At 40.4% G+C, this 20,759-nt stretch carries 21 protein-coding genes; 10 read left to right on the forward strand and 11 right to left on the reverse strand.

Going from position 1 to position 20,759, the window contains the following annotated elements:
• The first annotated feature begins 189 nt into the window (after nucleotides 1-189).
• Nucleotides 190-1,362 carry an N-acetyl-alpha-D-glucosaminyl L-malate synthase BshA gene (bshA, locus tag R2Q94_RS21750; protein ID WP_316823583.1) on the forward strand — a complete coding sequence of 391 codons (1,173 nt, stop codon included), beginning with the start codon at nucleotides 190-192 and terminating at the stop codon, nucleotides 1,360-1,362.
• A gap of 120 nt (nucleotides 1,363-1,482) precedes the next feature.
• Here bshA and R2Q94_RS21755 read toward each other — a convergent pair whose 3' ends face one another.
• Complete coding sequence (locus R2Q94_RS21755; RefSeq protein ID WP_316823584.1) at nucleotides 1,483-2,595, reverse strand: lactonase family protein; 1,113 nt, start codon at nucleotides 2,593-2,595, stop codon at nucleotides 1,483-1,485.
• A 99-nt stretch (nucleotides 2,596-2,694) separates the two neighbouring features.
• On the reverse strand, nucleotides 2,695-4,122 hold the full coding sequence (locus tag R2Q94_RS21760; protein ID WP_316823585.1) for a pseudouridine synthase: 1,428 nt from the start codon (nucleotides 4,120-4,122) through the stop codon (nucleotides 2,695-2,697).
• 296 nt (nucleotides 4,123-4,418) lie between these two features.
• Here R2Q94_RS21760 and R2Q94_RS21765 point away from each other — a divergent pair, with 296 nt between their 5' ends.
• The 4 genes from R2Q94_RS21765 to R2Q94_RS21780 all read left to right on the forward strand — a co-directional run bounded on the left by R2Q94_RS21765 (nucleotide 4,419) and on the right by R2Q94_RS21780 (nucleotide 10,190).
• Nucleotides 4,419-5,153 carry a lytic transglycosylase domain-containing protein gene (locus R2Q94_RS21765; RefSeq protein WP_316823586.1) on the forward strand — a complete coding sequence of 245 codons (735 nt, stop codon included), beginning with the start codon at nucleotides 4,419-4,421 and terminating at the stop codon, nucleotides 5,151-5,153.
• A gap of 79 nt (nucleotides 5,154-5,232) precedes the next feature.
• Nucleotides 5,233-6,285, forward strand: coding sequence for a ferredoxin--NADP reductase (locus R2Q94_RS21770; protein WP_316823587.1), 1,053 nt, complete (start codon nucleotides 5,233-5,235; stop codon nucleotides 6,283-6,285).
• 112 nt (nucleotides 6,286-6,397) lie between these two features.
• Complete coding sequence (gene uvrA / locus R2Q94_RS21775) at nucleotides 6,398-9,241, forward strand: excinuclease ABC subunit UvrA (protein WP_316823588.1); 2,844 nt, start codon at nucleotides 6,398-6,400, stop codon at nucleotides 9,239-9,241.
• A gap of 10 nt (nucleotides 9,242-9,251) precedes the next feature.
• Nucleotides 9,252-10,190, forward strand: coding sequence for an NAD(P)H-hydrate dehydratase (locus R2Q94_RS21780; protein ID WP_316823589.1), 939 nt, complete (start codon nucleotides 9,252-9,254; stop codon nucleotides 10,188-10,190).
• Between the two features lie 3 nt (nucleotides 10,191-10,193).
• Here the strand turns inward: R2Q94_RS21780 and R2Q94_RS21785 are convergent, their stop codons facing one another.
• The 3 genes from R2Q94_RS21785 to lipA form a co-directional block, all read right to left on the reverse strand.
• On the reverse strand, nucleotides 10,194-11,075 hold the full coding sequence (locus R2Q94_RS21785) for an anti-sigma factor (RefSeq protein ID WP_316823590.1): 882 nt from the start codon (nucleotides 11,073-11,075) through the stop codon (nucleotides 10,194-10,196).
• Between the two features lies 1 nt (nucleotide 11,076).
• Nucleotides 11,077-11,628 (reverse strand): RNA polymerase sigma factor, encoded by a 552-nt coding sequence (locus R2Q94_RS21790; protein WP_316823591.1) that lies wholly within the window; start codon nucleotides 11,626-11,628, stop codon nucleotides 11,077-11,079.
• A 69-nt stretch (nucleotides 11,629-11,697) separates the two neighbouring features.
• Entirely contained in the window at nucleotides 11,698-12,576 is an 879-nt protein-coding gene (lipA, locus tag R2Q94_RS21795) for a lipoyl synthase (RefSeq protein WP_316823592.1), read from the reverse strand.
• Between the two features lie 109 nt (nucleotides 12,577-12,685).
• Here lipA and R2Q94_RS21800 point away from each other — a divergent pair, with 109 nt between their 5' ends.
• Nucleotides 12,686-13,090 carry an OsmC family protein gene (locus tag R2Q94_RS21800; protein WP_316823593.1) on the forward strand — a complete coding sequence of 135 codons (405 nt, stop codon included), beginning with the start codon at nucleotides 12,686-12,688 and terminating at the stop codon, nucleotides 13,088-13,090.
• On the opposite strand, the gene ytxJ is transcribed toward R2Q94_RS21800, so the two are convergent.
• The 3 genes from ytxJ to R2Q94_RS21815 form a co-directional block, all read right to left on the reverse strand.
• Nucleotides 13,080-13,412: a bacillithiol system redox-active protein YtxJ gene (gene ytxJ / locus R2Q94_RS21805; RefSeq protein WP_316823594.1), complete on the reverse strand. Its 333-nt coding sequence runs from the start codon at nucleotides 13,410-13,412 to the stop codon at nucleotides 13,080-13,082. The genes R2Q94_RS21800 and ytxJ overlap by 11 nt on opposite strands.
• Nucleotides 13,413-13,621: 209 nt before the next feature.
• Complete coding sequence (ribH, locus tag R2Q94_RS21810) at nucleotides 13,622-14,113, reverse strand: 6,7-dimethyl-8-ribityllumazine synthase (RefSeq protein WP_316823595.1); 492 nt, start codon at nucleotides 14,111-14,113, stop codon at nucleotides 13,622-13,624.
• Between the two features lie 76 nt (nucleotides 14,114-14,189).
• Nucleotides 14,190-14,858 carry a tetratricopeptide repeat protein gene (locus R2Q94_RS21815; protein WP_316823596.1) on the reverse strand — a complete coding sequence of 223 codons (669 nt, stop codon included), beginning with the start codon at nucleotides 14,856-14,858 and terminating at the stop codon, nucleotides 14,190-14,192.
• 252 nt (nucleotides 14,859-15,110) lie between these two features.
• On the opposite strand from R2Q94_RS21815, the gene recF reads away from it, so the two are divergent.
• A complete protein-coding gene (gene recF, locus R2Q94_RS21820) occupies nucleotides 15,111-16,214 on the forward strand; it encodes a DNA replication/repair protein RecF (protein WP_316823601.1) in 1,104 nt (367 codons plus the stop codon).
• The gene (locus R2Q94_RS21825) at nucleotides 16,207-16,497 is read left to right on the forward strand and encodes a DUF721 domain-containing protein (protein WP_222537469.1); all 291 of its coding nucleotides are present in this window, start codon (nucleotides 16,207-16,209) and stop codon (nucleotides 16,495-16,497) included. Before recF ends, R2Q94_RS21825 begins: the two co-directional genes overlap by 8 nt.
• Nucleotides 16,498-16,500: 3 nt before the next feature.
• Here the strand turns inward: R2Q94_RS21825 and R2Q94_RS21830 are convergent, their stop codons facing one another.
• From R2Q94_RS21830 to R2Q94_RS21840, 3 genes are all read right to left on the reverse strand, one after another.
• The gene (locus tag R2Q94_RS21830; protein WP_316823597.1) at nucleotides 16,501-16,680 is read right to left on the reverse strand and encodes a hypothetical protein; all 180 of its coding nucleotides are present in this window, start codon (nucleotides 16,678-16,680) and stop codon (nucleotides 16,501-16,503) included.
• Nucleotides 16,681-16,734: 54 nt separating this feature from the next.
• Complete coding sequence (locus R2Q94_RS21835) at nucleotides 16,735-17,487, reverse strand: FKBP-type peptidyl-prolyl cis-trans isomerase (protein WP_316823598.1); 753 nt, start codon at nucleotides 17,485-17,487, stop codon at nucleotides 16,735-16,737.
• 604 nt (nucleotides 17,488-18,091) lie between these two features.
• Entirely contained in the window at nucleotides 18,092-18,511 is a 420-nt protein-coding gene (locus R2Q94_RS21840) for a nucleoside-diphosphate kinase (RefSeq protein WP_222537471.1), read from the reverse strand.
• Nucleotides 18,512-18,618: 107 nt separating this feature from the next.
• Here R2Q94_RS21840 and R2Q94_RS21845 point away from each other — a divergent pair, with 107 nt between their 5' ends.
• Both R2Q94_RS21845 and R2Q94_RS21850 read left to right on the forward strand, forming a co-directional pair.
• The gene (locus R2Q94_RS21845) at nucleotides 18,619-19,629 is read left to right on the forward strand and encodes a DHH family phosphoesterase (protein WP_316823602.1); all 1,011 of its coding nucleotides are present in this window, start codon (nucleotides 18,619-18,621) and stop codon (nucleotides 19,627-19,629) included.
• 100 nt (nucleotides 19,630-19,729) lie between these two features.
• Nucleotides 19,730-20,728, forward strand: coding sequence for an FKBP-type peptidyl-prolyl cis-trans isomerase (locus R2Q94_RS21850; protein ID WP_316823599.1), 999 nt, complete (start codon nucleotides 19,730-19,732; stop codon nucleotides 20,726-20,728).
• Nucleotides 20,729-20,759 lie beyond the last annotated feature (31 nt).

The following is a 20,759-nucleotide window of genomic DNA, read 5'->3' on the forward strand; positions in this document are numbered from 1 at the left end:
TGCATTTGTTTAACACAAAGCTCAGTTTAAGTATTGTTCTTTGCATTTGTAAAAACAAAAGAAATCAAACCGTTTTTCTGGATTGGTGTTGTCTTTACAACACGGTAAACTAGGATCTGCAGGTCTCATCTCCTGTATCTTGTATCGTGTATTTGAGATAAGAATATCACAAAAAACAAATTCGCTAGAATGAAAATAGGTATTGTTTGTTACCCAACTTTTGGAGGTAGTGGCGTTGTTGCTACCGAATTAGGTAAAGCGCTCGCTGATGAAGGACATCAGGTACATTTTATTACTTATAGTCAGCCGGCACGCCTCGACTTTTTCTCCGCCAACTTATTCTATCATGAAGTATCCGTAAGGGACTATCCCTTATTTGACTACGCACCTTATGAATCGGCGCTGGCAAGTAAACTTGTAGACGTAGTTCGTTTTGAGAAGCTGGATATCCTCCATGTTCATTACGCTATTCCGCATGCCTCTGCTGCATTTATGGCCAAGCAAATCCTGGAAACCTATGGAATCAACATCCCATTTGTGACCACTTTGCATGGTACTGATATTACCCTTGTAGGAAAAGATCCTACTTATAAACCGGTGGTTACTTTCTCCATTAACAAATCAGATGGGGTAACTACAGTTTCACAAAATCTGAAAGAAGATACAGAAGCTCATTTTGAGATCACGAATGAGATCAAGGTGATCCCGAATTTTATAGATTTTAACCGCTTTAGCTTAAAGCCAAAGGATCATTTTAAGAAAGCAATTGCACCTAATAATGAGCGAATTTTAATCCATACCTCGAATTTCAGGAAGGTGAAACGTACTCAGGATGTGGTGAAGACATTTGAAATCATTCAGAAAACGATCCCCTCTAAATTATTGATGGTAGGAGATGGTCCTGAGCGGGTCTATTGTGAACAATTGTGCAGAGATCTGGGCATTTGCGAACATGTTCGTTTCCTTGGAAAACAAGATGCAATAGAGGAAATTCTTTCTGTATCTGATTTATTCCTGATGCCTTCAGAATCTGAGAGCTTTGGCCTGGCAGCATTGGAGGCAATGGCCTGTAAAGTGCCTGCAATTACTTCTAATGCGGGTGGATTACCGGAATTAAATGTGGATGGCTTTTGTGGATTCATGAGTAACGTGGGCGATGTAGAGGATATGGCCGCTAAAGGTATTCAGATTCTAGAAAATGATGAGGTATTACAGCAATTTAAAGAGAATGCTTTTATTAGAGCACAGGATTTCGATCTGAAGAAAATCCTTCCAATATATGTTGATTATTACACTCAGGTTATTGAAGAAGCAAAAATCAATAATCCGGTTAAAGTGGTATTAAAAGCAGCCAGTAAATAGCAATAGGATTTACTTCCAGGCATAAAGAAAGGCCTCCGGATATATTCCGAAGGCCTTTCTTGTTTATTGTATAGATCGTAGTTCTGGCAATTGATCAAATACCTAATGTGAGGGGCCTGTTTATTTTGCAGCTGCAAATAGCAAACAAACCGGAGCGCCTACCTCAATTCTTTTACCGGTATTGGTTAAAGCACCTGTTTCTGCATTGCGCTCAAAAATAACGATGTCGTTGGTATATTGGTGTGCAACCAGTAAGTACTTACCAGTCGGGTCTATGGCAAAATTTCGCGGACCTTTTCCTAAGGTAGGTACATAGCCTCTTACGCTCAGCAAGCCACCTTTTTCAATGGCAAAAATGGTGATCTTATTTTCAGAGCCTCTGTTACTTGCATATAAAAACTTACCATCCGGAGAAAGGTGGATATCGGCAGCACCATTTTCTCCTTTAAAATCATCTGCTGTGATTTTGGTTTCCTGGATTTCGGTGAGGTTCCCATCGCTATAGCTAAATACGGTGATGCCACCATCGATTTCATGAATCAGGTAAGCATATTTGCCATCTTTGCTAAAAACAAGGTGCCTTGGGCCGGCTCCTGGCTTAACTGCTACACTATCCTTAATGGTAAGGGTCTGATTTCCACCGTTTGGTTGATAGGTATATAGATATACTTTGTCTGTACCCAGATCGTTAACCACCAGATATTTATGATCGGGTGTAAATTGTACCATGTGGACATGGGAACTTCCCTGACGGTCTTTATTTACGCTATTTCCGCTATGTTTGACCAGTTGTTTAACAGGCGATAGGGCTCCATTCTTTTCAATTCCAAATACAGAGATGCTTCCACCTGAATAATTGGCTGTAATTACATTCTTTTGATCGGCAATGATAAAGCAGGGATCAGCTCCATTGCTGGCTTGTTTATTGATGAAAGTCAGTTTCCCAGATGCAGCATCAAAATTAAACGCAGAAGCGGCGCTGGTTTCTGAAGTTTCATTAACGGCATAAATGGTTTTATTGCCATCGCCTAAGGCCAGATAACTTGGGTTTTCCACACTTTTTGTAACACTTTTTGCTTTGAAAGCAGCAGTATTGGTGTCAAAGTCGTACACGTAAATCCCTTCACTTTTCCCTGTATTGGTATACGTACCTACAATTAAATTAAAATCCTTTTTTTGAGCGCAACTTTGCAGTGCCAGCATAATCATCGGGAAAAATAAGAGTTTCTTCATGAAGGCTAATTTATTCAAAATAATCTATAAAAAACAAGAGCCTGTTCCTTATGGTGAAAGAACAGGCTCTTGGTATTTTATTGGATCTTTTCGAAAAGATTATCTAATCAGATGTTTGATCTGAATCAGTTCATGCTCTTCTAAATATCTCCATCTTCCACGTGGAAGGTCTTTTTTAGTCAGGTTACCGTAAACTACACGGTCAAGTTTCACGACATCATAACCTAAGTGTTCAAATATTCTTCTTACGATTCTATTTTTACCACTGTGGATCTGAATACCGATCTCTTTTTTACTACCACCAGCAACATAAGAAATGTTATCAGGTTTGATCAAACCATCTTCCAATTCCAAACCGAATTGAATTTTGTTGAAATCACCCTGACTTAAAGACTTACTTAATTCTACATGGTAAATTTTAGTGATGCCATTTCTTGGGTGAGATAGTTTATCAGCAAGATCACCATCATTGGTCATCAATAATAGACCTGTAGTGTTACGGTCTAATCTTCCTACCGGATAAATACGTTCTCTGCTTGCTTTATCTACCAATTGCATTACGGTACGACGTTCCTGAGGATCATCAGTAGTGGTAATGTAATCTTTAGGCTTGTTTAATAACACGTAAACTTTCTTTTCGCGTTTTAACAATTCACCATTGTAACGGATTTCATCTTTCGCAGGGTCAATTTTATGACCAAGTTCAGAGATTGCCTGTCCGTTTACAGATACCACACCAGCAGCGATCAGCTCATCCGCTTTACGACGGGAGCAAATGCCTGAATTGGCAATGTAACGGTTCAAACGAATTAGGCCGTCATCTTTAACGATTGGCGCCTTTCTGCTACGCATAGTGGTGTTACCAGCTTCTGCGCGGTCAGGACGTGCATCACGAGATCTGAAATCTCTAGCACCGCCTTCTTCTGCTCTTTTTCTAAAAGGTCTGCTGTCAGTACTTCTTGAAGCATTTCCTTTATTATCATCAAATTTCCTGAAGGTATCTTCTCCTTTTCCGAAATGATCTTTCTTAATATAGCTGCGGGTTTTGTCAGAAGGAGGTACATCTCTTGAACTTCCTGCACTATGAGGTCTGAAGCTTTTTGAACCGCCTTCACGAGGTTTGAAATCCCTTGAACCGCCTTCACGTGGTTTGAAATCTCTTGAACCACCATCACGAGGTTTGAAATCTCTTGAACCGCCTTCACGTGGTTTGAAATCTCTTGAACCGCCTTCACGTGGTTTGAAATCTCTTGAACCGCCTTCACGTGGTTTGAAATCTCTTGAACCAGCTTCACGTGGTTTGAAATCTCTTGAACCACCTTCACGTGGTTTGAAATCTCTTGAGCCACCTTCACGTGGTTTAAAATCTCTCGGGCCGCCAAACTTTTTATCTTTCCCCTCTTTGTCGTCAAACTTGCCTTTGCCTTTATAAGCAGAATTTTCTCCACTACGGCTTGGGCCTGTTGAACGTCTGTTTCCCGGTTTGGACTTGTCATCCCGACTGTTCCTGTTGTTGTCTTTCATCATGATACGCTATTATTCCGCATAGTTTATGCGGGTGCAAATTTAGTAAAAATCGGGCAATTTTCAGCTAATATTTTGCGAAGTTGTCAGAGTTGTAGAAAATCGCGGTCTATGGGTGTTTAAACGTGGATTTTGGGAGCACTTTTCGTAAAAGCTTGATAGTTAAGATAATATAGCTTACCTTTGCAAACGTTTTAAAATTGTTAACCAAAAAAAGGAGGAAAATGATAAAGAAACACATAATAACATTAACGGTAATAATTACATTACTGGTAATCGCAAAAGTGTTTGCTTACAACATGCCCCAAGCAGCAGAAAGTCTTTTAAAAGAAGAAAAAACAACAAAAAATACGGATACATTAGTATCAGAGATCGAAGAGCCAGCTCAAACAATGGCTGATCTAAAATTTGCAGAGGAAGCACTACCATTAGGGGATGCCATCGTGGAGCGGAAAATGGAAAAGGCCCTTGCTAAATTTAGTTACAGTAATCTACAAACCAATCGTTTGCACAGTAAAGCAGCAGAATGGTTTCCTGTAATAGAACCAATACTTGCCGCCTACGGCATTCCTGAAGACTTTAAGTATATGCCTTTAGTGGAATCAGGATTAAAGTCGGGCGTTTCTCCAAAAGGAGCAGCAGGATTCTGGCAGTTTATGCCAGGTACGGCACGCAGTTATGGTTTGAAAGTTAATTCGAAGGTGGATGAGCGCAACAACTTACGCAAGTCGACCATCGCTGCCGCCAAATATATCAAAGAACTCTACGGAATTTTTGACAATTGGGCACTTGTTGCAGCAGCCTATAATGTTGGTGACAACCACATGAGGCGACAAATTAGCAAGCAAAAACAAGACAATTATTTCAAGATGAAACTGAACAGCGAAACCGCTAGTTATGTTTACAAATTGATTTCCATGAAACAAATCATGGAATACCCTGATCAGTATGGTTATAAAGCACCAAGAGCATTTATAGCCTATAATGAAGGGAAAGCTGCAAGCGAAGCGGATAAAGCGGAACGCGCAGAGTAATCAAAAAAATCACAATAGGGGGGAGCCGGAATTTATTCCGGCTTTTTGTTTTCTTGGAAAATCACTATTTTACTCGCCTATGAAACTGTTAAAATTGCGCATTACCGGAATGACCTATAGTCCGGGCGATACCCTCCTCATCAGTTTTGAGCCGATCGCAGCGTCGAAGCCAAACTATCTTGCCGGACAATTCTTAACGCTTGTATTTGAGCTGAATGGAAAAGAACTGAGAAGGTCGTATTCTCTTTGCAGTGCTCCTGACCTGGATGAACCATTGGCTATTGCGATCAAGAGAGTAGAAAATGGAGAGATTTCCAGGCTGCTACACCATCGAACTTCAGTAGGTGAGGTGCTGACTGCTTTGGAACCTAACGGGCAATTCAGCTATTTACCCCAGGAAGAGATCAAAAGAACAGTATTTTTATTCGCTGCAGGAGTAGGCATCACCCCATTATTCTCCATATTGAAGACGGCATTGACTGTTGAAAAACATAGCAAAGTCATTTTAGCCTATAGCAACCGATCTGCCGAAGGCAGCCTTTTTTATGAAGAACTCCAGGGATGGCAACAAAAATATCCAGATCGTCTGAAGATCATTTACCTGTTCAGTACGGCGAAAAATCTGATGATGGCCCGTTTAAACGGACAGCTCATTGAAAAGATCGTTGCAGAAAATCTGGAATTTGAGAAAAGTGATGCTTTGCTCTATACTTGCGGCCCGGTAGATTATATGGATGTCTGTAGAATTACCTTATTGAACCTGGGCTTCGATCAACAACAGATCAAAAGAGAAACCTTTGTCCTTCCTGAAGACGAAGCAGATGAAGATGACACTTCAGAGAAGGTGATAAAAGATACCAATACCTATTCCGTGATCCTTGATTTCAAAGGAGAGAAAAGGGAGATTATGGTTCCTTATCACCAAAGTATTCTGGATGCCGCATTGGAACAGGGAATCAATCTCCCATATAGTTGTCATGCGGGTATTTGTAGTACCTGTACCGCTAACTGTACCAAAGGACAGGTAAGGATGGATTACAATGAAGTGTTAATGGACAACGAAATCGCCGCTGGAAGGGTGTTGGTTTGTACCGGCCATCCCACCGAAAATGGAACCACCATAGTTTGGTAAATATCATCAGCAAATGGCTTAGAGCTTTTCTTTTGATAAAATTTTTAGCATTTTTGTGGCTGAAAATTTGTTGTCTTAAATATATAGATATCAGTATTGTTTTAATAAAAATATGAGCAAAAATACCGTTGACCTGGGCGAGCAAAAGGATGTAGAAGTATATGGTGCCAGGGTGCATAACCTTAAAAATATAGACATATCCTTTCCCCGAAACCAGCTGGTTGTAATTACCGGATTGAGTGGAAGTGGAAAGTCTTCTTTGGCATTCGACACCATATATGCAGAAGGACAACGGAGGTATATGGAAACCTTCAGTGCCTATTCCCGACAGTTTATGGGTGGAATGGAGCGCCCTGACGTGGATAAAGTATCAGGCTTAAGTCCGGTGATTGCCATCGAGCAAAAAACAACCAGTAAAAACCCAAGATCTACTGTAGGTACCATCACAGAAATTTACGATTTCATGCGTTTATTATATGCGCGTACGGCGGATGCCTTCTCTTACAATACCGGTGAGAAAATGGAACGGATGAGTGAGGGCCAGATCCTGGATAATATCTACAAGAAATTTGAAGGCATGTCGGTGAATATCCTGGCGCCTGTTGTAAAAGGACGTAAAGGACATTACAGAGAATTGTTCGAGCAAATTCGTAAACAAGGATATGTTAAAGTGCGCATCGACGGAGAAATCCAGGACATGAGCCCTAAAATGCAGGTAGACCGTTACAAGATCCATGATATAGAAGTGGTGATCGATCGTCTGATTATCGATAAGGCAGATCAGAAACGTTTGCAGGATTCCCTTCAAACGGCCATGAAAATGGGAAAAGGGATCATCAAAATCAGTGATAAAGATAATAATGTAGCCCATTTCAGTCGTTTTCTGATGTGTCCAACTACAGGAATCTCTTATGATGAACCGCAACCTAACAGTTTCTCCTTTAACTCACCTTATGGGGCATGTGAAAGCTGTGATGGTTTGGGCTATATTTTTGTGATTGATAAAGAATCCGTGATGCCAAATCCTAAATTGAGCATCATGAATGGTGGTTTGGCACCATTAGGCGAATACCGCGACATCTGGGTGTTCCAGGTATTGAAAGCTCTGGCTAAAAAGTATAATTTTTCTTTGTCTACCCCACTGGAGAAACTCACAGAAGAGCAAATCTCCATTATACTGGACGGTTCTCATGAATTGTTGAGCGTGGCTGTAGAATATAATAAGTGGAATGTTCAAAACTACCAGATCACCTTCGATGGGATCATTAAACTGTTGGAAGAGCAACAGGAGAAAAAGGGAGAAGGAGCAATCGACGACATGGAAACTTTTCGCAAATTGAAAACCTGCCCGGTATGTAATGGGGCAAGGTTGAAAAAGGAAAGTTTACATTTTAAAATTGATGGTAAAAACATCTTTGAGCTGGCCGAAATGGACATCAACAGTTTAAGAAACTGGTATGTTGATTTGGAAAGCCGCTTGTCTGAGCGTCAAAATACCATTGCCAAGGAAATCCTTAAAGAGATCAGGACCAGATTGGGCTTCCTGACTGATGTAGGATTGAATTATCTTTCTCTGGATCGTACGGCACGAACTTTATCTGGTGGAGAGGCACAAAGAATTCGTTTGGCTACACAAATTGGCTCTCAGCTGATGAATGTCATGTACATTCTGGATGAGCCAAGTATTGGATTACACCAACGCGACAATGAGCGGTTGATTGGCGCATTAAAAAATCTACGAGATCTTGGGAATACGGTATTGGTGGTAGAGCATGATAAAGACATGATTCTGGAAGCAGATCATGTGATTGATGTTGGCCCTGCTGCGGGTGTTCGTGGCGGTGAGATTGTTGCACAGGGAACTCCGGATACAATTTTAAAATCTAATACATTGACTGCAGCTTACCTGAATGGTACTAAAGGAATTGCAATTCCTAAGAAGCGCAGAAAAGGTACTGGGCATAAGTTATCGATTATCAAAGCCAGCGGACACAACTTAAAAGAGGTATCGGTAGACTTTCCATTGGGTAAGTTTATTGCGGTAACCGGTGTATCCGGAAGTGGTAAATCCAGTCTGATTACCGAAACTTTATATCCGATCTTAAATCATCATTTTTTCAGGGCTAAGAAGCAACCTTTACCTTATGAAAAAATCAATGGGATTAAAGAAATTGATAAAGTCATAGAAATTGATCAGGCGCCTATTGGGCGTACACCAAGATCTAATCCTTCCACCTACACAGGGGTGTTTTCTGACATCAGAAACTTGTTTGTACAATTGCCAGAGGCAAAAATCAGAGGATATAAGCCTGGGCGATTCTCTTTCAACGTAAAAGGTGGCAGGTGTGAAACTTGCCAGGGCGGGGGAATGAAAGTCATCGAGATGAACTTCCTTCCAGATGTACAGGTACCTTGCGAGGAATGTGGTGGTAAAAGATACAACAGGGAAACCCTGGAAGTGCGTTACCGCAGTAAATCCATCAGCGATGTGCTGGATATGAGTATTGAGGATGCTTGTGATTTCTTCGAAAATATGCCAGTTATCTACCGAAAAATCAAAACGCTTAAGGATGTTGGTTTAGGTTATATTACTCTGGGTCAGTCTTCTACGACATTATCAGGTGGAGAGGCACAAAGGGTGAAACTGGCGACTGAGCTTTCTAAAAAAGATACCGGAAAAACATTTTATATTCTGGATGAGCCGACTACTGGCTTACATTTTGAGGATATCAATGTACTTCTTGGGGTGTTGAATGAACTGGTAGAAAAAGGAAATACCGTTTTGGTGATTGAGCACAACCTGGATGTAGTAAAAGTTGCAGATTGGGTGATTGACTTAGGTGAAGAAGGTGGTGCCGGCGGTGGCAGGATCATCTTTGAAGGAACGCCTGAAGGATTGATACAAAACCCGATTAGTTTAACTGGTAAGTTTTTAAAGAAAGAAATGGGTTTATAAAATATATCCTATGTCAGTTTTCCTGAACACCTATTTACCCGATACAGATGCATCGAGTAAAAAACAGGTCGTAGATACTGGATTAAGAAAACAAAGTACAGAAGCGGAAGCTTCTCCTTATAAATTAGTGGAGACTGCAGACATACGCGGCATGGTCAAAAGAAGAATGCCTTTTTCTCATAAAGGAACTTATGGCCATGCCCTGCTCATTGCAGGAGCCGAAAACACCATGGGCGCGGCTTTACTTTGTGCGAAGGGCTGTTTGTATGCAGGAGCAGGTTTAATTAGCCTTTCCATTCCTGCGCAAGGTTTAACGGCGCTGAACACTGCGATACCGGAAGTGATGTACCTCGATCGTTCAAGTCTGCTAAGATCCAGAACACTGGACAACTACGATGCTATTGCAATCGGACCTGGTATTGGCCGGATGTTGGATAGTCAGCGTATTATGGCTGAGATTTTTGCATTGAAACAGCCCGTAGTGATCGACGCAGATGCTTTGGCCATTCTGGGGACAGATCCAGACCTCTTTCATCAACTGCCAAAAGATTCAATCCTGAGTCCACATGTCAAAGAATTTGACCAGCTCTTTGGTTCACATAAAAGCTGGTGGGAGCGGCTGCAGACGGCCAGAACTGAAGCAAAAAAAAGAGGCATCATCATTCTGCTTAAAAATCAATATACCTTCGTTATTGATCATGAAGGTGATGTATGTATCAATCAAACAGGAAATCCTTCGATGGCGCAAGCGGGAATGGGGGATGTACTTACTGGGATGTTAACTGCTTATCTGGCTCAGGGCTATAGTGCTAAAGCTGCGGCATTACTGGCTTGCTATTTCCATGGAAAAGCAGGCGATGAACTGAGTGTTACGCATTTCAATGTTTCTGCTTCAGCAGTCGCTGCGCAAATTCCTATGACTGTAAAATTTTGTTTGATCGATAACTAGGTTTTAAACACCTCCCATGGCAATCATCTGATCCATAGTTGGACCAGCTGCTCCACCTCTTTTTTCTAAAGTCACGGCAAAGGCATCGGCGTCTGCAATTTCCTTCATTTTTAAGAGAATGTGGTTGCTGTCGGCTTTAACATCAAATACACCCAGATCTACTGGTTTTCCTTTCACCAAGGCCCAAAGCTGATATTGATGTGCTTCATCATTTTTAGGAAGGCTCATTTTAGAATTATCCAGCATCACATGACGGCCAGAAGTATGCCAATAAACGGTCATTTTTGCCTGAGGATCCATTTTTGTCCCCGCCAAACGCACGGTTTTCCAATCTGGATCAGCGGGCATATCAGCAATCGTCTGTAATTCTTTATTATTTTCCTCCAGATAGCTAACTGTGCTGGCGAAGCGCTGCTTTTCCTGATTTAAAGCAATAACCTGGTTTTTTACAGTTCCCAATTCTGTATGTGCAGAATAAAGGGCGATACCGCTGATCAGCAATAGGGCTGCACAGGCTGCCAGTGCAAACTTTAGGTTTCTTATTTTTGCCTCATATCCTGCAGAACCTAAAGGCAATACCCGAGTACTTTCCTGAGGCGTTGTAAGAACTGAATTAGATGGGATTGTGGTTGCTATAGGTGTTTCCGAGGTTTTTTCTATGGCATTAATTTTTCCTAGAATAAGACCCTCCAACTCTGGAGATGGGGCAATTGCATTTTCCTCTGCATACTTTTCCATTGCAAGTTCAATTTCAGCAATTTCCTGTTTTACTTCCGGATATTTTGCTGCCATTGCGGCTACCTCAGCTTGTTCTTGCGCATTAAGATCGCCAAGAACATAAAGTTCTAGTATACCTGATGCTATAAATGCTTTTCCCTCTTCCACTTTAATTAAAATGCTTTCTTAATTCCAAAATAGCCATCCTGATCCGGGTTTTAACCGTGCCTAATGGCAAATCTAATTCCTCAGCCGCTTCTACATGGGTGTAGCCCTTAAAATAAACCATGTTCAACACCTGGTTAAATTCTGGTTTGAGCTTAGTCACCATGTCTTTCAGACCAATGAGGTCTGCGTTGAAAGTTGTATCTTTCTCTGCGTCAATGGAACCTACGTTATTTTCGATGTCTTGGTTTTTGCTGGCGTTCTTAAAATCTTTTGAACGGAGCTTATCGATAGCTAAATTCCGGGCAATGTTCATCATCCAGGTGAATAACCGACCTTTTGAAGGATCATATCCATCTGCAGAATTCCATATTTTTAAGAAAGTTTCTTGTAAAATGTCTTCTGCAACCTCGGTATGCAAGACAATTCTGGAAATAACGCCAAACAAAGAAGCTGAGTACATATCATACAATGCTTTCATAGCATAGGTGTCCTGTGCTTTTAGCGTCAGAATGAGCTGATCTTCAGTAAGGGAGATTTTCTTTGTTGTTGTCAAGGTCTACTAATATACAGTAATACAGTAAACCTTAACAAGAAAAAACAAATTTTGTTTGCTTTTTTGATTTTATAGATCAAATAGGTGTTTTTCAGCATGGTAGGAAGAACGCACCAGTGGTCCGCTTTCTACGTATTTGAAACCTTTAGCCATTCCAACCTCTTTGTATTTTGCAAACTGGTCCGGATGAATCCAGTCTAGTACAGGATGGTGGTTACGGGTTGGCTGTAGGTATTGACCTAATGTCAGGATATGAACACCATTGGCGACTAAATCGTCCATTGCCTCATAGACATCTTCTTCGGTTTCTCCTAATCCAAGCATAATTCCTGTTTTAGTTCTCAATCCGAAATCCGAAATGCGTTTAAGGCATTCTAAACTTCTATCGTATTTGGCCTGGATGCGCACTTGTTTGGTCAAACGTCTTACCGTTTCCACATTATGAGACATCACTTCTGGTCTTTCTTCGAGCACGCGGTATAAATTGTCCCAGATCCCTCTAAAATCAGGGATTAAGGTTTCCAGTGTAGTCTGCGGACTTTCTCTTCTGATCGCCTGTAATGTTTCTGCCCAAATGATAGAACCCCCATCTTTCAGGTCATCTCTATCTACAGAGGTAATTACACAGTGTTTTACCTGCATTAATTTCACTGAATTGGCCACACGATTAGGCTCATCAGTATCCACAGCTAATGGTCTGCCGGTAGCTACTGCACAGAAAGAGCAGGAACGCGTACAGATATTTCCAAGAATCATGAAGGTTGCAGTACCCGCGCCCCAGCATTCACCCATATTCGGGCAATTGCCACTTTCGCAAATCGTATGTAGTTTGTGCGTGTCTACGAGACTACGTACTTGTGCATATTCTTTACCCACTGGAAGCTTAACTCTAAGCCAATCTGGTTTACGTTGTACTGTGTTTGCGGAAACAACCGGAAGTTCGATCATAGGGCAAAGTTAAGCAATAGGTTTGAATTGTTATAAAATTGCATGGTTTAACAACGCTAATCTGACAGTTTAAAAAAAATATGTTAATCTTGTATCTAAAAACTAAGCGATGGCAACTTCAAAAATAACTTATAACGGAGGTTTGAGAACAACTTCGGTACATGAACGATCGGGAAATGAAATCATCACCGATGCACCGGTAGACAATCATGGGAAAGGGGAGGCTTTTTCACCTACAGATCTGCTGGCTACTTCTTTAGGAAATTGTATGCTAACAATTATAGGTATTGCCTCTGCAGCACAGGGATTCAGTATTGATGGTGCTACCTGTGAGATCAGCAAAATCATGGCGGAAAATCCAAGGAGGGTTTCGGAAATTGTGGTCAATTTCCAATTCCCTGCAAATGGTTATTCTGAAAAGGATAAAACCATCATTGAGCGCTCCGCAAGAACTTGTCCGGTCGCGATGAGTTTACATCCTGATATCAAGCAAACGGTATCTTTTAATTATTAATCATTTCGGCAACCTCCTCCGCGGAGATGTCGCTATGTGAAGCATCAAGGATACAATCTCCGTCTTTGATCAATAGGATCTGCGGAGATTCGTGATGCACCTGGAAGGTTTCTGCGATATTCGCAGAAATCTCTCTGAAACTCACTAAATCCAGAAAATATAATTGGGTAGGTTCAGGGATCGCATCCCAGTCCAGCTCAAACCTTCTTTTTGCCATGCTGCTCACTGAACAACGGGTACTGTGTTTAAAAATTAAACTGTATCCCTCATTATTTTTTATCTCGCTGATCTGAGCAAGATCAGTTATCTGTTTCCACTGCATCAAAATTCTCTTAATAGTATGGTTTATGCTTATCTTCTTTTTTGCGGATAAGAGCTATAAGCCGGACAAAGTTTGTTGGAGCAGGATTGCAACAACAGGCTTGTACAGCCCAGGCAAAGCAATAAAATGATTAATTTTTTCATTTTCAACTGATTTAAAAAATTTCTTCTCCTAAATTACCAATTTTAATACGAAGAAACAAAGGCCTGCTAAGCAGTAACTACCAGTTCAGCCATTTTTAAAGCAGTAATTGCAGCCTCATCGCCTTTATTACCGTGTTTTCCACCAGCACGATCAATTGCCTGTTGTAAATCATTGGTAGTCAGCACACCGAAAATAACCGGCTTGCTGTATTTTACACTTACCTGAGTTACGCCATGTGCTACTGCATCGCAGATAAAGTCGAAATGCTTCGTGTCGCCCTGAATCACACAACCTAAACAGATCACTGCATCCAGATCCTGGTGTTTCTTTAATAGGATATCTGCAGCTGAACTCAGCTCAAAACTACCTGGGACTGCAATAGAAAGAATGTTTTCTTCTGCAACGCCATGGTCTAATAAAGTTTTTAATGCGCCATTATACAGGCTGCCAGTGATTTCTGCATTCCATTCTGCAACTGCAATTGCGATTTTAAACGCAGCTCCATTAGGAACTGTGGTATGTGAAAAGTCAGATAGGTTTTTAAGTTGTGTTGCCATAATGCAAATATAAGGAAAGGGTACAAAAAAAGGCTAGCCGTAATGGCTAACCTTTGTCATAATATTTTTTATTGTCTTACTTCACCTGAACAGAAGCACGAGCGATATATTCATCGATCATTGCTGCTTCCTGGCTTTCCGGATATTGAGTTTTGATTTTAGTATAAGCTTCTTCTGCAGATTTGAAATCTTTCAGGTGCTCATAAACTAATCCTAGTTTTTTAAGGAACATTGGAGAAGTGAATTTGTTGCTCGCTTTATCTGCTGCTTTTTTATAATAAGTAGCCGCTTGTTTGAAGTCTTTCAACTCGCTGTAAGCATCACCTAATAAACCTAAAGCCAAAGGATCTGCTACCGGGCTACCAGTTTCAGCATATTTACCCAAAGCTTCAGTCGCTTTTTTGTACTCACCTTTACGCAAATAAATACCACCCAAATAAAGGTTTGCTAAGTTTGCTGATTTGGTGTTGTCGTACTCCTCTGCAATTTTTTCTAAACCTGGGTAACCACCATCGCCATTGATTGCTTTAGTAGCAAGAGAATCTACACCAAGAAACTGCTCTGCTTTATACATTTTAGCTGATGCTTCCTGTGCTCTGTCTTTTAAATACACATTTTGATACCAAAAGTAGATTCCGATTAATAGCACTACAGCGCCTGCAATGAACAAAAGGCTTTTTGAATTTTCTTCTAAAAAGGAACCCTTTCTTACCGGGTGACTCGTTTCTTTTTCTGTTGTAGACATTTTATTTAAAAAAATTAAGGATTGCAAAAATACATTTTTATAGGAAAGTATCAACCCCTTTCGGTCGATTTCTTAAACTTTGTTACCTAAATGATTAAACAGAACTACCTGATGGTTAATAATCTACTGCATAGGGGCTAAAAACTGCCCTGAAACCGGAATAGAAAAGCATGACCTGCTCAATAGAAAAATAAATGATACCCTCATTTTACTATATAACAAAGCGAAACGGTAACTTTGCAGCATACAACTATGTGGTTAAAAAACATTACACTCCTGAACTTTAAAAATTATTCTGATGCAAGCCTTAGTTTTTCTAAAACGGTAAATGCGTTTGTAGGGAATAATGGTGCAGGAAAGACCAATTTATTGGATGCTATTCATTATCTCTGTTTATGTAAAGGATATTTCAATCCCATCGATAGTCAGCAGATTAAGACTGCTGAAGACCTGTTTCTGATCCAGGGCGATTTTGATCGGGAATCGAAGAATGAGAAAATCACTTGTGGCGTAAAGAGAAATCAAAAGAAACAATTCAAGCGCAATAAAAAGGAGTATGATAAATTAGCCAATCATATTGGTTTGTTTCCATTGGTGATGATTTCACCTTATGATGCGACCATCATTATGGAGGGCAGTGAGGAGCGGAGGAGGTTCATGGACAATGTGATTTCCCAGACGGATGCACAATACCTGGACGAGCTGATGATGTACAATAAACACATGCTCAACCGAAATGCTTTATTGAAGCAGATCGCCCTCACCAGAAGCTATGACCCTACCTTGCTGGAAATTTATAATGAACAGCTGGTGCAATCCGGGGATAAGATCTTCGCGAAACGAGAGCAGTTCATGGCCGATTTTATTCCATTGTTCAATAAATACTATCAATACCTGACAGATGATCAGGAGGAGGTGAATTTAACTTATCAGAGTCAGCTGAAAGAAAGTCCTTTTTTGAAATTATTGAACCAGTCTATCGAAAAGGATAAAATCCTGGAACGCACCACCACAGGAATTCATAAAGATGATCTGATCTTTACCATCAGGTCAATGCCTTTGAAGAAATTTGGTTCACAGGGTCAGCAAAAATCTTTTTTAATTGCTCTGAAACTGGCGCAGTATGCTTATCTTCAGAGGTTTAAAGGCTTTAAGCCTTTGTTGTTACTGGATGATATTTTTGATAAGCTGGACGACAACAGGATGCACAAACTGATGGAAATGGTATCACATCATGATTTTGGGCAGATCTTTATTACAGATACCGGTAAAGAACGGGTATTGGCAGTATTCAATAAGATTGATGTGGCCGTCACTTTGTTCGAAGTAAATAATGGAGCAGTAGAAAATGCGTAAACCAAATGACATTACTTTAAAGGAAGGCATTGGTAAATTACTCAATGTATATAAGTTGAAAGGCAAGTTTGATGAGACTACCATTATTGCACTTTGGCCTGAACTGATGGGCGTAGCCATTGGCAACCGAACCACACAGATCTACATCTTTCAAAAGAAACTTTTTGTAAGAATTGAATCTTCCGTAATTAAAAACGAACTGATGATGGTCAGAACCGGGATCATTGAAAAATTAAATGAACGCGCCGGTTCTGAAGTAATCACTGAAATTGTATTTCTATAGGGATTAATTGTTGCCGCCAAAGATTCGGCTAATCAGCCAGATGATCAGGGCAAGCACAATCACCACTACAATAATGCCGGTCCATACGCCGGCTTTGAATATGCCTGTGACCAATTCACAACTCATAAGTGTGCTGGACAGGAGGGCAACAAGGGCCAGTGGGAAATATTTTTTTGTCATCATAAGACTTTCTTTACCCTTAACAACAAAGCAATTTCCCAATGGTTTTCCCAGGTGTTATTGACCGTTTACTTTCAACAGCTCCACTTCGAAAATCAAAGTACTGTAAGCCGGGATATCATTCCCCATGGCACGCTCACCGTAAGCCAGCTGATATGGGATGAAAAATTTGTATTTTGAACCGGTAGACATCAACTGGATACCTTCTGTCCATCCTGGAATTACACGGTTCAATGGAAGTGAAAGTGGCTCATTTCTATCGTAAGAGCTATCAAACTGTTTTCCGTTCAATAAGGTTCCTCTGTAATGTGCCAGTACGGTATCCGTAGCTTTAGGCTTGATTCCCGTTCCTTCTTTGATGACAATGTATTGTAATCCACTAGGGGTTTCCTTTACCTCTGGATTTTTCCTGTTGTTTTCTAAAAATGCTTTTCCTTCGTTGATCATAGGTAAATATTTCTTTTTGTTTAAACTGCTGAATAGGTTACTGATGGGTGCCTGAGATTCTTCCTGGCTGATTAATAAGGTTCTTCCTTCTAAGACATCTTTCATTCCTTTGATCATCAGATCGTAGTTCAAAGTACTTAATCCGTCTTTTTTCATACTGCTGGCCATACTCAAGCCTAAAGCATAGCTTGCAGAATCCAGATTGTTACGGAAAACCACCTTAGATGTGCCTTTTGCAGGGCTTTTTACTTGTGTTTTTGTTGTCGGAGCTTTTTTAGCCGGACTCGCCTTTGTTCCTTTTGTCTGCGCCATTGCTACCAGACTGCAGCATGGAAGTAATAAGCTGATCAAAACTTTTTTCATCAATTCTATAAATTTATTAATAAGCCGGCATCTATCTACCAGACCCTATGGTTTGTTTGTCGGGGAAAGGTACAAAGTATCCTGAAATTTTTTAGTAAAGATTAAATCATGTGATTTTAAATTCTGAAAAAGCAGGCCTAGCTGTTTAGTGAAGGGGGGGAGCTCCGCTATGCTTTATCGAAATTTTGCTTAAAAATAAATAGATGGAAACGAAGTTGTGCTGGAAAAGAGGTTGGGGTTCGGTAGGGCTTGACTAGGAGTTGAGTAGGAGTTCAGTTAGGTAAACCCTACAGCAACTCCTACTCAACTCTTCAGTAACTCCTTCTGAACCCCTACGGAACCCGCATCTCTTCCCGAACACTTCCCCTACTCATTTTGAAATGTCTTTGTCTTTTTTTCAGTTGCTTAAAGCCGGTACTATTGCCTGAAATTTTCGCTGTTCCGGCTGCCGGTCACAAGGGAAATTCAGCGGATCTTATCGAGTAAAAATTTAGGGTAAAAAAAAATAAGCACCCTGTTCAGGATGCTTATTTTTAAGGATCAGAAATTAAGCGCTAATGGCGCCCTCTTTCCAGACCACAAGGTTTTTTCCTGTTAAGGAAGACTAGAAGCGCTCAGCAGCAGTAAAGAAGAAATCTCCTTCGATTTGTGCGTTTTCGTCAGAGTCAGAACCGTGAACAGCATTTGCATCAATAGATTTTGCATATTTAGCACGGATAGTACCTTCAGCTGCATCAGCTGGGTTAGTTGCACCGATTAATTTTCTGAAATCTTCAATTGCATTGTCTTTTTCTAAGATCGCAGCAACGATTGGTCCTGAAGACATGAACGTTACTAAATCTTTGTAGAAAGGACGCTCAGCATGAACTGCATAGAACTGACCAGCAGTTTCTTCTGTCAATTTAGTATATTTTAAAGCAACGATTTTGAAACCTGCTGCAGTAATGTCATTGATGATAGCACCGATATGTCCGTTTGCAACAGCATCAGGCTTAATCATTGTAAATGTTCTGTTTGTAGTCATCTTATTTCAATTTTTTTGCAAAATTACATTTTATACTGGTAATATTATAGCATCAAATATAATACGCTCCAATTAATCATTTAATCACTAGCTTTGCAGTGAAAATTATGCTATCTGTTTCTGAAATAAAATCACTGCTGGCAACGCCGCAGAAAATTGTAATCACTACCCACCATAAGCCTGATGGCGATGCGATGGGTTCATCTTTAGGCTTATATGCTTATCTGATCCAACAAGGACATCATGTTACCGTGATCACTCCAACGGATTATCCCTATTTTTTACATTGGCTTCCAAATAACGGAGATGTAGTCATTTATACCGAACAGCCGGAAAAATCTGCGCAACTGGTTGCAGATGCTGCCATGATCTTTTGCCTGGATTTTAACAACCTGAGCAGGATTAATGAACTGGGAGAATTGGTAAGGGCTTCAGCCGCCTATAAACTGATGATCGACCACCATCTGGAGCCGGAAGATTTCGATGATTACCGCCATTGGAGCATCAACGCTTGTGCAGCGGCGCAATTGGTGTATGATTTTATCGTAAATGAGATGGAAGATGGTGAATTGATGAATAAAGACATCGCTACCTGTCTATATACAGGAATCATGACTGATTCTGGTTCTTTCCGTTTTCCTTCAGCGAATGCGACCGTTTACCGGATTGCTGCGGACCTGATTGATTTGGGCGCTGAACATTGGAAAATCCACCAGTTGGTGTACGACAATGCAACGGAAAACCGACTGCGTTTCCTTGGACATTGCCTGAGTAATAAACTGGAAATCCTTCCTGAATTGCATACCGCAATCATTACCGTCAGCAAGGAAGAGCTGAAATCTTTCAATATTCAGACCGGTGATACAGAAGGAATTGTGAATTATGCCTTGTCTGTAAACGGGATAAAATTAGCTGCATTTATTATTGAAAGAACTGATAAAGTTAAATTATCTTTGCGCTCCACCGGAGATTTCCCTGCAAATGAAATTTGTAAGAAATATTTCAATGGAGGCGGACATAGAAATGCCGCTGGTGGTTTTTCAGATGAAAACCTGGAAGATACCGTAAAGACTTTTAAAGCGTTATTACCAGATTATAAACAGCAATTGATTCAGTAAATATAGGCTATAGCTGATCGGGAACTAAAATAAGGGAAGGATAAACCTTCCGGATAAGAATAAAAGAAATCAAATAAAAAATAAAAACTTAATAAACCACATGAAGAAAGGTATCGTAATTCTTTTCGCAGCAACACTTGGATTAGCTGCTTGTAACCAATACAAAAAAGGTCCGGGTGGCCTGATGTACACCATTCACAAAGATGGTGGAAAAGATAAAATTAAAGAAGGTGATATTGTAAAATTGAACTTTATTCAAAAAACTGAAAAGGACTCAGTAACTATTAATACCTGGGATATGGAAGCACCACAAGTGTTCCCGGTTCAGAAAAAAGTATTTGCTGGTGACATGAACGACGTATTGACCATGTTTGGAGAAGGCGATAGCGCGACTTTCAAATTGGACTTAGATACAGTTGCTAAATATTCTGGTCAGCCTAAACCAGCTGGTCAAAAAGATAAATACCTGATTTTTACAATTAAAGTAGAGAAGGTATTGGCAAAAGGTAAAGACGAAGCAGATTCAACTTTCCAGAAAAAAGCAAGAGAGTTTTTTGAAAAAGACTACAAAGCTAACATTGAAAAAATGAAAGCTGCTGAAGCAGGTAAAATCAAAAAATACATTGCTGATAACAACCTTAAAACTACAACTACTGCTTCTGGATTACAATATGTGATCAGCAAACCAGGTAATAACGAAAAACCTGTTTTAGGTGATACCATGATGGTAAACTATACTGGTAAATTAACGACTAAAAAATCTGATGGTAAAGACAATATTTTCGATACCAGTGATGAGAAAATCGCTAAAGAATCAGGTAAACACAATCCAATGGCTACTTATGGTCCACGTGCGATCACTCTAGGTAGAGCAATCCCAGGATTTGACGAAGGTTTACAATTGATCGGTAAAGGTGGTAAAATCACAATGGTTATTCCTTCAGCTTTAGCTTATGGCGAAGGTGGTATGCAACAAGGCGGTATCAGCCCATTCGCTCCACTTGTTTTTGAAGTGGAATTGGTGGATATCAAAAAACCTAAAGCACAACCTGCTGCAACTTTAACTCCTGCAACAGCTGCGCCAACTGCAAAAAAATAGTTAAAAAGCATTAAATAGAAAAGCCCGTCCG

This window comes from Pedobacter gandavensis, assembly GCF_032678465.1.
Taxonomy (GTDB): Bacteria; Bacteroidota; Bacteroidia; order Sphingobacteriales; family Sphingobacteriaceae; genus Pedobacter; species Pedobacter gandavensis_B.